Genomic DNA, 11,716 nt, shown 5'->3' with positions numbered 1-11,716 from the left:
GGTGCGGGCGGTCGGGAACGGGTCTGCGAGGATGTGCCGCATGGACGTGCGGAGCAGGAACCATGTGACGGTGACCGGGCGTACCGGCGGGCCGGTGGTAGTGCTGGCGCATGGCTTCGGGTGCGACCAGAACATGTGGCGACTGGTGGTGCCCGCGTTGGAGCGCGACTTCACCGTGGTCCTCTTCGATCATGTGGGCTCGGGGAACTCGGCGCTGTCGGCGTGGAGCCGCGAGCGGTATTCGTCACTGGACGGGTATGTCGACGACGTGCTGGAGCTGTGCCGGGAGATTGCGCTGGGCCCGGTCACTTTCGTGGGGCATTCGGTGAGCGGGATGATGGGCGTGCTGGCCGCCGCTCGGGAGCCCGAGGCGTTCACCGGCCTGGTACTGCTCGCGCCCTCGCCCTGTTTCATCGATGACCCGGACACCGGATACCGGGGCGGGTTCAGCGCCGAGGACATCGACGAACTCCTGGAGTCGCTGGACGCGAACTATCTGGGCTGGTCGGGCGCCATGGCCCCGGTGATCATGGGTAACCCTGAGCGGCCGGAGCTGGGTGCGGAGCTGACCAACAGCTTCTGCCGCACCGACCCGGACATCGCCCGGGTGTTCGCCCGGGTGACGTTCCTGTCCGACAACCGCGCCGATCTCGCATCGGTGAGTGTGCCCACCCTGGTCGCTCAGTGTTCGAGCGACGCGATCGCTCCGCAGGAGGTGGGCGCGTTCGTCCACGCACGGATTCCGGGAAGCCGGCTCGTCACGCTGAACGCGACGGGCCACTGCCCCCAGCTCTCCGCCCCGGAGGAGACCGCCGCGGCGATCGCCGCGTTCATGGGAACCGCCGGATAGATGGCCAGGGCAGGCGACGCGGCAGAGAGCGGAGACCTGGGCGAGGACCGGAGTCCAACGGATGAGGAGGCCCGGTTCTCCGCCCTGCTGGAGGACAGCGCCGAAGACCTCTATGAGCACGCGCCCTGCGGATACCTGACCACCCTGCTGGACGGGCGGATCGCCAAGGTCAACAGCACGCTGCTGGACTGGCTCGGTTACGAGCGCGGAGACCTGGTGGGACGCAAGCGCTTCTCCGAGCTGCTGACCGTAGGCGGGCGGCTCTACCACGAGACGCACTTCGCACCGCTCTTGCGGATGCAGGGCGCGATCAGCGGAATCGCTCTGGAACTGAAGGCCGCCGACGGGTCCCGCCTGCCCGTCATGGTCACCTCGACGGTCAAGACGGGCAGCGACGGTCAGCCACTGCTGATCCGCACCACCATCTTCGACGCCCGCGACCGCCGCGCGTACGAGACCGAGCTGCTGCGCGCCCGCCAGGAGGCCGACCAGGAACGCGACCGCCTGAAGCTCTTGAACACCACCCTGCAGAAGACCCTGCTGCCCCCGGCGCTGGCGAACGTGCCCGGCCTGGACGTTGCCGCGTACTACCACATCGCCTCCGTCGAAGAGGTCGGCGGCGACTTCTACGACCTCTTCCCCCTGGCCGCCGGCACCTGGGGCCTGTTCCTGGGCGACGTCTGCGGCAAGGGCGCCGCCGCCGCGGCCGTCACCTCGCTGGCCCGCTACACCCTCCGCGCCGCGGCCGTCTACGACCCCGACCCGGCCGCGGTCCTCGCCAACCTGAACACGGTCCTCAACCACGAGTACAACGGCACCGACCCGCGCTTCTGCACCGTCATCTTCGGCCTGCTCACCCCCGACCCCGGCCGCGGCGGCTTCCGTATCACCCTGGCCAGCGGCGGCCACCCACCAGCCCTGCTGATGCGCGCGGACGGCACCGCGGACTACCTGCACACGCCCGGCGGGCAACTCATCGGCGTCCTGTCGGACGCCGACATCGCCACCACCTCCGTCCACCTCGCCCCCGGCGACACCCTGCTCCTGCACACCGACGGCCTGACCGAAGCCCACACCGACACCGGCACCAAGGGCCGCTACGGCGACGACGCCCTCCTCGCCTTCGGTCGCGACCTCGCCCCCACCACCGCGTCAGCCACCATCGGCGCCGTCCGCGACCTGCTCGGCACCTTCGGCACCGGCGTGGACGACGACACCGCCGTCCTGGCCGTCCACGTGCCCCGGCCCACCAGTGAAGAGCACCGATGACCAGGCACCTGGCCCTCCACACCCGCACCACCACCACCGGAGCGGTCATCGAACTGACCGGGGAGCTGGACCACCGCACCGCACCCGAGGTCCGCGCGGCGCTGCCCGCGGCCGGCCTGCGTGCGGGCCAACAGCTCGTCCTCGACCTCGCAGGTCTCACGTTCTGCGACTCCAGCGGCATCACCGTACTCATCGCCGCACGCAACCACGCCCTCGCCGCCGACGCGAGCATCGCGCTGGCCGCGGTGCCCAACCACCTCCACCGGATCTTCCGCATCGTCGGCCTGGAACACGTCTTCCCCACTCACCCCACCGCCGAAGCCGCCGAGGCCGCTTGGCGGCCCACCACAAGCTGACCCCCCGCACCGACAACGGCTCAGGGAAGGACGCACCCCCGAGCGGACCGCGATCACGAGCGCCCCGTCATGGCGCGGCCCGGCGGTGCCCTTGTCACGGCCAGGCCTGTCCGGCGGACGGCATGCGACTGGCCAGCACCAGGAGTACGGCATCGACTCCGGCCATGACCAGAATGACCCGGAACGGCAGGCGGCCTTCCACAAGTGCGGTCGGTCCGGTCACCGACACGAGGCACAGCGTCAGGGTCACCGCGATCAGGACTCCTCCGCTGCGGGTGATGGACCCCGTCGGCCCGACCGTCACCACCACGCAGGAGGTGAACGTCAGGATGGCGGCCCATGCGATCGATCCGCGCCTGCCCATTCTCTGCGGAAGTCCCCGCACACCCCCCGCAAGGTCGTCCTGGATGTCCGGGAGGACATTCGCGAAGTGTGCACCGGTGCCAAGGAGGCCCGCCGCAGCGATGAGCCACGGAGGTGGCCACGGGCTGCCCGGGAGTGTCAAGGTCAGGAACGCGGGAAGCAGCCCGAAGCCTACGGCGTACGGCAACCACGAGAGGACCGTTCGTTTCAGCCACAGGTTGTAGGCCCATGCGGCGGCGACGCAGGCGAGGTGGACCGCGCCGGCCCGGAACCCGCACGCAAGGGACAGCGGGATGCAGGCGAGCAGGGCCACCAGGGCCGCCGCACCCACGGTCCCGGGCCGCAACGCCCCCACGGCAAGCGGCTTGTCATGCCGGCCTGCGGCTCTGTCGCGCCGCAGATCGATCCGGTCGTTGCACCAGCCGATGGACAACTGTCCTGCGGCGACCGCTGCCGTCGCCGTGGCCCCGGCGGCGGGGCCCAGCCCGACGGCGGCGGCCAGCAGCGCGCTCAGGGCCGTGACCGCCACAGCCGGCACAGGGTGAGCGGCCTTCAGAAGAGCGATGAGGACGGTCCGTTCGCCGCATCCCTGACCGCCCGGGCCGACCAAGCCGTCGGTTCCTTCATCAGTGGTGGCGTGCACCACCGACACGCTAGGCCACGGCGCGCCCGTGACGGCCGGGTTCAGGGTGTCGCCGTCTCCCTGTCCCTATGTTGGAGCAATGACTCGTGTACTCGCGGTGAGTACGGCATTCCCGCCGCACCGCTACATGCAGCAGGAGATCACTGACGACCTCGTCTCCAGCCTGCCGCCCGGGGCCGACAGCGGCCTCCTGCGCCGGCTGCACGCCGGGGCTCAGGTGGACACGCGTCATCTCGCTCTGCCCCTCGACCGCTACCGGGCGCTCGGCACGTTCGGCGAGACCAACCGGCTCTTCGTCGAACTGGCCACCGATCTGGCCGTCGAAGCGGCCCAACGGGCCCTCGGCGATGCGGGGGTGGCCCCCGAGGAGATCGACCTGGTCGTCTCGACGACCGTGACCGGGATCGCGACCCCCTCCCTGGAGGCCCGCGTCGCCACGCGGATAGGACTGCGGTCCGACGTCACGCGCCTGCCTCTGTTCGGTCTCGGGTGCGCCGGAGGCGCAGCCGGTCTGGCCCGCATGCACGACCATCTCAGTGTCCGGCCCGACCGCACGGCGCTCCTCCTGTCCACCGAACTGTGCTCGCTGACCTTGCAGCGCGGGGACATGTCGATGGCGAACCTGGTGGCGGGAAGCCTGTTCGGGGACGGTGCCGCCGCGCTCGTGGCCGCGCACAGCGACCGTGCGTCCACGGCGACGGGCGGGACGGAAGCCTTCGGGCCTACGGTCGTGGCCACGCGCAGCCGTCTGTACCCCGGGACCGAGCACGTGCTGGGCTGGGACGTCGGCGAGTGGGGGTTCCGCATGGTGCTGGGTCCGGAACTACCCGAGCTGGTCCGGCTGCACGTGACCGAGGAGGTCGAGTCCTTCCTCGCCGAGCACGAGCTCAAGCCCATGGATGTCACGGAGTGGATCTGCCACCCGGGCGGCCCCCGGATCCTCGACGCGCTCGCCGAGGAGTTCGGTCTGCCGGACTCGGCCCTCGCCGCGAGTCGTCGCGCCCTGGCAGCCACGGGGAACCTGTCCTCCGCCTCGGTGCTGCAGATTCTGAGCGATTCGCGGACAGCACAGCCGTCGGCGGGTACAACGGGCTTGATGATCGCCCTCGGGCCCGGCTTCTCGTCCGAACTCGTGCTGCTGGCCTGGTGAGAACGACGTGACGCCCTACACCGTACTGATCCTCCTGGTCGTCGCCGAGCGGTTCGCGGAACTCGCCGTGGCCCGCCGCAACGGCGCCTGGAGCCGAGCCCGCGGCGGCCTCGAGCACGGCGCCGGGCACTACCCGACCATGGTCGCCCTCCACGCCGCGCTCCTCCTCGGCTGCCTCGTCGAGCCCTGGGCGGCCGACCGGCCCTTTGTGCCCATGCTCGGCTGGCCCGCCCTCGCCCTCACGCTGGCCGCCCAAGGGCTGCGCTGGTGGTGCATCAGCACCCTCGGCCCCCGCTGGCACACCCGCGTTCTGATCGTCCCCGACCTTCCGCTGATCTCCTCCGGCCCGTACCGGTACCTGCGGCACCCCAACTATCTGGCCGTGGTCGTCGAGGGCCTGGCCCTTCCCCTGGTGCACACCGCCTGGCTCACCGCCCTGTGCTTCACGCTCCTCAACGCGGCTCTGCTGACCGTACGCATCCGCTGCGAGAACACCGCGCTGGCGCCGTCACGCACCCTCTCCGCCTCCGGTACGGCGCCGTGATCGACCTCCTCGTCGTCGGAGGGGGCCCGGCGGGACTGGCCACCGCGATCCACGCGGCGCGACGCGGCCTCGACGTGGTGGTCGCCGAGCCGCGCCCCGCACCTGTCGACAAGGCATGCGGTGAGGGATTGATGCCCGCGGCGGTACAGGCTCTCAAGACGCTCGACGTGAGCGTGCCCGGCCAGGCCCTGCGGGGTATCCGCTACGTCGACGCCGCCGACGGCCGGCGCGCCGAAGCCGAGTTCCGCACCGGGTACGGCCTCGGCACCCGCCGAACCCTGCTGCACGAGGCCCTCACCGCCCGGGCGGCTCAGCTGGGTGTTCCGGTCGTCCCGCACCGCATTCGCCAGGTGAGCCAGCACGACGCGTACGTCACCGCGGACGGAATGGCCGCCCGCTATCTCGTGGCGGCGGACGGACTGCACTCCCCCACCCGCCGGATGCTCGGCTTGACCGTCCGGCCGGATGCCCGGCGACACCCACCGAGGTACGGACTGCGGCGCCATTACGCCGTCGAACCGTGGAGCGACCTGGTGGAGGTGCACTGGTCGGCCGAGTGCGAGGCGTACGTCACGCCCCTGGGGCCACGGCAGATCGGTGTCGCGATCCTTACCTGCCAACATGCCACGTACGAATCCCAGTTGGCCCACTTCCCCCTCTTGGCCTCCCGCCTGCGCAGGGCCGACAGGACCCCGGTCAGGGGCGCCGGACCGCTGCGCCAGCAATCCCGTTCCCGAGTGGCCGGCCGGGTGCTGTTCGTAGGTGACGCGGCCGGGTACGTCGACGCACTGACGGGTGAGGGGCTCACCCTCGCTCTGGCATCGGCGGACGCGTTGGTGCGCTGCCTGCATGCCAACCGCCCACAGGCGTACGAACGTGCGTGGTGTCGTTTGTCCCGCACCTACCGTCTCCTGACGACGTCCCTCCTCTGGGCCCGGAACCAGCCCGGGCTGGCCCCCCTGATCGCGCCGGCGGCCGCCAGGTTTCCTCGCCTGTTCCAGCATGTCGTGAACCTGCTCGCTTGACGGCTCCTTCCCTGGAACACCTCTGCCCGCACGGACAATCACCGACAGTGACCGAGCAGTGGCGGATGTGCGCTTCCGCTTCAGGATCTCCCCGTGGTGGGAGCGTCACTTCCGAGCGTCTCGTCGGCGCGCCCGGTTCCTCGGACGGGCCTCGGCGGGAAGTGTCCGCCGGAAACGTGTGAGATGCGGTGCGATCGGGGCACGCGCACCATGACCGTGACGCCATCCGTCGAGGGAGGTCGCCGTGCCTCAGGAGCCGCGGAACCGACCGGTTCGCCCGCCCAGGGCCCTGCCGAGCGGGTCCGCCGCGTCCAGACCGTCCCGGTAGGAGGAGCATCCTCATGGCCGTCCGTCATCAGCTGATCCACCGTCCCCCGCATGCCGTGTGGGCCGTTCTCGCCGATCCGACCCGCTACGGCGAGTGGGTGGTGGGCCCGTCCGAGTCCACGCCACTCGACCGCTCCTGGCCGGAGGTCGGCTCCCGGCTCCGCTACACCGTCCGTCTCGGCCCCTGGTCGACCGACGGAACCACCACGGTCCGGCACACCGTTGCCGGCCGGGAGCTGGAACTGGAGGCGGCGTTCAAGGCCCTCGGCACGGCGAGGATCTTCCTCCAACTCAGGCCGTGGGGAGAGGAGACCCTGGTCGTCTGCGACGAGCACCCCCTGCGGGGTCTGGGCGGGACCCTGCACAACTCCGTCAGCGAAGCAGCCGTCCAGCTCCGGCACCGTGGCATGCTGGCCCGCCTCGCCAGGGTCGTGGAGGAGGACCGCACCGGGAGCCGGCATGCCTGACGCGGTCCTCGCTCGCCTCGATCCGGCATGCGAGGGCCTGCGCTGGAGCCACGCCCCTCGCATGCCGGCGGTCTGTCCGGGCTCGCCGATCGCGTCAGGTCGCTCGGTCGGACGGTACGACGGTTGCCGGTACGGTCACGGCCCTTCCAACGGCGTGCGCAACGCGCTGCGTCCCTCGGCCCAGGCCGCGCCGATGTGGTCGGCGAGGCGGTCCTCGAGATGGATGGTGGCCGCGCAGCCGAAGACGATGTCGGCCTCCAGAGACGGCTCGTCGGCGAGCAGCCCGCCGACGACCTCATGGCGTACGACCTGCTCGTGCACGGCGTCGGCCTCGACGTGCTCGTCGTAGAAGTGCTCGGCGGCCGGTCCTGCCCCGCAGCGCCGCATCGCCTTGGCGAGCCGCCTGGAGCCGGGTGACGAGGTCACTTCGACGCAGGCGAAGTGACCGACGAGGGCACCCCGGTGGGATCGGTGGAGCCCGAAGAGGGACATCAGATTGACGGTGGCGAGCAGCGGAGCAGGAGCATGCTCCAGGTAGTGGCCGTACGCGGGGTCGAGGCCGAGGTCCTCCATGAGGTCCGCGAAGAGCTGGGCGTGGATCCGGTCGGCGCGGCCGGCGCCGAACTCGTCGTACTCGATGGCCACCATCGCCGCCTTCGCCCGGCCGCGCAGTCTGGGGATCACCCAGGCATGCGGGTCGGCCTCCTTGAGGTGGTAGAGCGAGCGCATGGCGGCGTACTCGCGCAACTGCCAGAACTCGCCCTTCCGTTCGAGGTGGTGGCTGAGACTGCCGACGGGGTCCGGCGGCTCGACCAGGAGCGGGGCGAAGGCCTCCGTGACCGATCGGGGGGCGTCGGGCAGCTCGGTGCGGAGGGCGTGCAGAAAGCGGGCTTCCATGGCCTGGCGCAGACGCAGGAGTTCCGGGTCCCACTCGCGGGCGTCGTCCACACCGTCGAAACCACGGTAGTGGAGTTCGTAGAGGAGGTAGAGGGCGAGCTGAAGGTCCTCACCCCATGGATCCGCCGTCCGTACGGCCCCGGGGCGGTAGGCCGGGACGCCGTTCGATCGCAGGGCCTCGGTGACGGCGATGGACAGCTCGCCGCGGGGTTCGACCAGTCGGGGCCCGGCGGCGGTGGCCGTGGCGCTCGTTGCGGAGGACGTCATCGGGGGTCCTTGTCCTCGGAGGTCGAGGTGGCGCGCACGCGGGGGCGATGACTTGTGTCGCACCACGGGTACGTACGGCTGCGGCGGCATGTGCAGACGGCGACCATGAAGCGGTCGGACCGGGCGACCGTTCCGTCGTCGAGGACGATCTCGACGGGGCCCTCCACGAGGACGGGGCCCTTCGGGTCCACGGCCACCCGGCGGGCCGGCGCTTCCCCGCGGGCCGGGCCGGCGGTGTTCCGGGGGTCAACGGGCACGGATGACCACCAGCTCTTCGCACTCCTCGGCCTGGGCTGCCAGGCCCACTCGTTCCAGCCAGGCCCGGCGCGAGCGCAGGACGGGTCCCCAGGGCACCGAGGCTCTCGTCGTGACCTCCGCGGCCATTCCCGCCCCGCGCAGCCGGTCGACGGTCTCCTGGGCACCGCACAGCCCGGAGTGGACCATGAGCAGGACCCCGCCGGGACGCAGCAGCGCCGGTGCGCTCGCGCAGATCCGGTCGATGACGCCGCGCCCGTCGGGTCCGGCGTCCCAGGCACGTTCGGGTCCCCGCGAGGGCGGCCCGGCGCCCGGTGCCGGGACGTAGGGCGGGTTCGAGACGATGAGGTCGAAGCGGCGGCCTGCGGCGCGTGCCGCGAAGTCGCCGTGCACGACGCGCAGGGGCAGTCGCTGGCGCAGAGCGTTCAGCCGAGCTGTGACGACGGCGGGCCACGAGACGTCGACCGCCGTGACCCGCGCACGTCTCCGCGCGGCATGGAGGGCGAGCGCGCCGGTTCCTGTACCGATCTCCAGCACGTGCGTCCCGGGGCCCAGCTCCTCGTGGGCGAGTGCGTGGGCGAGCAGACGGGTGTCCGCCTGCGGTCGGTAGACACCGGGCAGGGCGATCAGTCCGGCAGGCAGCGTGCCCGGTGTCAGAGCCGTACCGGACACGGCACACCTCCATGATCGACGGGACAGGTCGCGGGCCGACAGGCGCCGACCGCTCCCTGCGACTGCCCCCTGAGAGGTGGCTCATCCACGATGCGGCGATCTATCGGTCTGTCGCCAGAACCGGACATGCGGGATGACGCGGGTGGTGCCCGGCCGGCTGGTCGGGGCTGTTAGGCGGTACGGGCGTACTCGGCGTGCCGCGGGCAGCCACAGGAGCGAGGGTTGCGGCGGGGCCGCTCCGGCCCCGCCGACCTGCGCGGCGGAGATCTCGCGGGCACGAGTCCGCCAGGAGGAGACGTCAGGCATGGTGCAGAAGAAGGCGAAGAAGACCGCGGCCGGCAGGGGCACGAATGCCAGGACCACGCCGAAGAAGCAGGCCACGTCGGAACAACCGCCCGGGCGGCCTTCGCCCCGGCCACCCGCCGCGGCGGAGCCGACCCGGCCCCGGGAGCCGCTGCCGCCCAAGCCGGACCAGAGCGGCCCGGACACGGTGAGCCCCACGGGGCAGTCCACGGGCGCGCCCGAGGCCGCCGTGGCCCAGACAGGCGCCTACCTCACGACCGCGCAAGGTGCCCGGCTCCCCGACAGCGACCACTCCCTGAAGGCCGGCGCACGGGGGCCGGTGCTGCTGCAGGACCACCATCTTCGGGAGAAGATCACCCACTTCGATCACGAACGCATCCCCGAGCGCGTCGTGCATGCACGCGGCGCCGCCGCCCACGGGGTCTTCCAGGGATACGGCACAGCGGCGAAGATCACCAAGGCGGCGTTCCTGGCCAAGGGCGCCGAGACGCCGGTGTTCGTCAGGTTCTCCACCGTCCTCGGATCACGGGGTTCGGCGGACACGGTCCGTGACACGCGTGGATTCGCGACGAAGTTCTACACCGGGGAAGGCACCTTCGACCTGGTGGGCAACAACATCCCGGTCTTCTTCATCCAGGACGCCATCAAGTTCCCCGATGTCATCCACGCCGCGAAACCGCACCCCGACCGGGAGATCCCGCAGGCACAGAGCGCCCACGACACCTTCTGGGACTTCGTGTCCCTGCACACCGAGGCCACCCACCACACTCTCTGGAACATGTCGGACCGGGCTCTTCCCCGTTCCTTCCGGATGATGGAGGGCTTCGGTGTCCACACCTTCCGCCTGGTCGACGCCAAGGGCGCCACGACCTTGGCGAAGTTCCACTGGAAGCCCAAGCTGGGCGTCCACTCCCTGGTCTGGGAGGAGGCGCAGATCACCAACGGCATGGACCCCGACTTCCACCGCAGGGATCTGGCCGACGCGATCGAGGCGGGGGCCTTCCCCCAGTGGGAGCTGGGCATCCAGACCTTCCCCGACACCCCGGACCAGACCTTCGAGGGCATCGATCTCCTCGACCCCACCAAGATCGTTCCGGAGGAGCTCGCTCCGGTACGGGCCATCGGGCTCATGACGTTGAACGCCAACCCGGTCAACTACTTCGCCGAGACCGAGCAGGTCGCCTTCCACCCCGGGCATCTCGTTCCCGGCATCGACGTCACCGACGACCCGCTCCTCGCGGGGCGGCTGTTCTCCTACCTCGACACGCAGATCAGCCGGCTCGGCGGCCCGAACTTCGCCCAGATCCCCATCAACCGCCCGCACTCCCCCGTCAATGACATGCTCCGCGACGGCATGCATCAGACGGCCGTCCACGCGGGGACCGCCCCCTTCCGGCCCAACAGCCTCGACGGCGGCTGTCCCTTCCTCGCCGGTGCCGACTCGGCCGCCTCCATCGAAGTGCCCGTCGAGCTGCCCGCCGCGCAGAAGGTCCGTGAGGCCCCCGCGTCGTTCGCCGACCACTTCGGACAACCGCGGCTCTTCTGGCTGAGCATGACGCCGGTGGAGCGCGAACACATCGTCGCCGCCTACACCTTCGAACTGAGCAAGTGCTACGAGCAGGCCATCAAGGAACGTGTCCTGGCCGTCCTCGCCAACATCGACCCCCAGCTCTGCGAAGAGGTCGCCACCGGACTCGGTCTCCCCGCACCGGCCCCCACGGAACCCCTGACCCGTCCCGACCCGAGCCCGGCACTGTCGCAGCTCGGCCGGACCTGGCCCGTGGACGGACGGGTCATCGGCATCATCGCCCACCCGGCGGCAGACCTGAGGAGCGTCCGTACCGTACGGGACGCCGTGTTCAAGGCAGGCATGGTTCCCCTGGTCATCGCCCCCACAGGCGGCGCGCTCGGGCGCGCGAAGAACCCGGTCGACGTGCAGCGCACCTTCGCCGCGGCCCGTTCCGTCGAGTTCGACGCCCTCCTGCTCGCCGGCACGCCCGAGGCCGCCGCCGACGCCCACGGCGCCCGCGACGCCAAGGCCGGTGCGGCGGAGCCTGGGGGACCGGACCCCCGCGTCCTGCTGCTGGTCTCGGAGGCGTACCGCCACGGCAAGGCGATCGGCGGATGGGGCGACGCTTCCCTGGCCCTCGAGGCCGCCGGCATCGGAGCAAACGAACCGGGCATCGTGCTGGGCGGCACCGCCGGCGCGGTCCTCAAGAAGATCACGAAGTCCCTGGCCGGCCACCGCGCCTGGGACCGGTTCCCCACGACGCTCTGACGGGTGAGAAGCGGACTCGCGACAGGGGTGTGGGGCCCGAACCCGTGGGG

Annotated in this window: 12 protein-coding genes; 8 read left to right on the top strand and 4 right to left on the bottom strand. The window is 71.2% G+C overall.

Annotated elements, in window-relative coordinates; genetic code table 11:
* Positions 1–40: 40 nt before the first annotated feature.
* The 3 genes from ACFVZW_RS16485 to ACFVZW_RS16475 are packed head-to-tail and all read left to right on the top strand — an operon-like array spanning position 41 to position 2,475.
* Complete coding sequence (locus ACFVZW_RS16485; protein WP_384521695.1) at positions 41–850, top strand: alpha/beta fold hydrolase; 810 nt, start codon at positions 41–43, stop codon at positions 848–850.
* Positions 851–2,119: a PP2C family protein-serine/threonine phosphatase gene (locus ACFVZW_RS16480; protein WP_384521692.1), complete on the top strand. Its 1,269-nt coding sequence runs from the start codon at positions 851–853 to the stop codon at positions 2,117–2,119.
* Positions 2,116–2,475, top strand: a complete 360-nt coding sequence (locus ACFVZW_RS16475; protein WP_384521689.1) for an STAS domain-containing protein — start codon at positions 2,116–2,118, stop codon at positions 2,473–2,475. The genes ACFVZW_RS16480 and ACFVZW_RS16475 overlap by 4 nt, the downstream gene beginning before the upstream one ends.
* A 94-nt stretch (positions 2,476–2,569) precedes the next feature.
* Here the strand turns inward: ACFVZW_RS16475 and ACFVZW_RS16470 are convergent, their stop codons facing one another.
* Positions 2,570–3,481 (bottom strand): UbiA family prenyltransferase, encoded by a 912-nt coding sequence (locus ACFVZW_RS16470; protein ID WP_384521687.1) that lies wholly within the window; start codon positions 3,479–3,481, stop codon positions 2,570–2,572.
* Positions 3,482–3,560: 79 nt separating this feature from the next.
* Between ACFVZW_RS16470 and ACFVZW_RS16465 the strand changes: the two genes are divergently transcribed.
* The 4 genes from ACFVZW_RS16465 to ACFVZW_RS16450 all read left to right on the top strand — a co-directional run bounded on the left by ACFVZW_RS16465 (position 3,561) and on the right by ACFVZW_RS16450 (position 6,994).
* Entirely contained in the window at positions 3,561–4,631 is a 1,071-nt protein-coding gene (locus ACFVZW_RS16465) for a type III polyketide synthase (RefSeq protein ID WP_384521684.1), read from the top strand.
* Between the two features lie 7 nt (positions 4,632–4,638).
* Entirely contained in the window at positions 4,639–5,175 is a 537-nt protein-coding gene (locus ACFVZW_RS16460) for an isoprenylcysteine carboxyl methyltransferase family protein (RefSeq protein WP_384521681.1), read from the top strand.
* Positions 5,172–6,200: an NAD(P)/FAD-dependent oxidoreductase gene (locus ACFVZW_RS16455; RefSeq protein WP_384521678.1), complete on the top strand. Its 1,029-nt coding sequence runs from the start codon at positions 5,172–5,174 to the stop codon at positions 6,198–6,200. The genes ACFVZW_RS16460 and ACFVZW_RS16455 overlap by 4 nt, the downstream gene beginning before the upstream one ends.
* 341 nt (positions 6,201–6,541) lie before the next feature.
* The gene (locus ACFVZW_RS16450; RefSeq protein WP_384521675.1) at positions 6,542–6,994 is read left to right on the top strand and encodes an SRPBCC family protein; all 453 of its coding nucleotides are present in this window, start codon (positions 6,542–6,544) and stop codon (positions 6,992–6,994) included.
* 135 nt (positions 6,995–7,129) lie between these two features.
* On the opposite strand, the gene ACFVZW_RS16445 is transcribed toward ACFVZW_RS16450, so the two are convergent.
* Genes ACFVZW_RS16445 through ACFVZW_RS16435 form a run of 3 tightly spaced genes read right to left on the bottom strand, consistent with a single transcriptional unit; the run spans position 7,130 to position 9,085 of the window.
* On the bottom strand, positions 7,130–8,158 hold the full coding sequence (locus ACFVZW_RS16445; RefSeq protein WP_384521672.1) for an iron-containing redox enzyme family protein: 1,029 nt from the start codon (positions 8,156–8,158) through the stop codon (positions 7,130–7,132).
* The gene (locus ACFVZW_RS16440) at positions 8,155–8,415 is read right to left on the bottom strand and encodes a CDGSH iron-sulfur domain-containing protein (RefSeq protein ID WP_384521670.1); all 261 of its coding nucleotides are present in this window, start codon (positions 8,413–8,415) and stop codon (positions 8,155–8,157) included. The genes ACFVZW_RS16445 and ACFVZW_RS16440 overlap by 4 nt, the downstream gene beginning before the upstream one ends.
* Positions 8,405–9,085 carry a HemK2/MTQ2 family protein methyltransferase gene (locus ACFVZW_RS16435; protein ID WP_384521667.1) on the bottom strand — a complete coding sequence of 227 codons (681 nt, stop codon included), beginning with the start codon at positions 9,083–9,085 and terminating at the stop codon, positions 8,405–8,407. Before ACFVZW_RS16435 ends, ACFVZW_RS16440 begins: the two co-directional genes overlap by 11 nt.
* 304 nt (positions 9,086–9,389) lie before the next feature.
* Here ACFVZW_RS16435 and ACFVZW_RS16430 point away from each other — a divergent pair, with 304 nt between their 5' ends.
* Positions 9,390–11,666, top strand: a complete 2,277-nt coding sequence (locus ACFVZW_RS16430) for a catalase (RefSeq protein ID WP_384521663.1) — start codon at positions 9,390–9,392, stop codon at positions 11,664–11,666.
* The last annotated feature ends 50 nt before the right edge of the window (positions 11,667–11,716 follow it).

Source organism: Streptomyces sp. NPDC059567 (assembly GCF_042735655.1).
GTDB lineage: Bacteria > Actinomycetota > Actinomycetes > Streptomycetales > Streptomycetaceae > Streptomyces.
The sequence above is the reverse complement of the archived record's forward strand: the minus strand, read 5'-3'. Positions and strand labels throughout refer to the sequence as shown.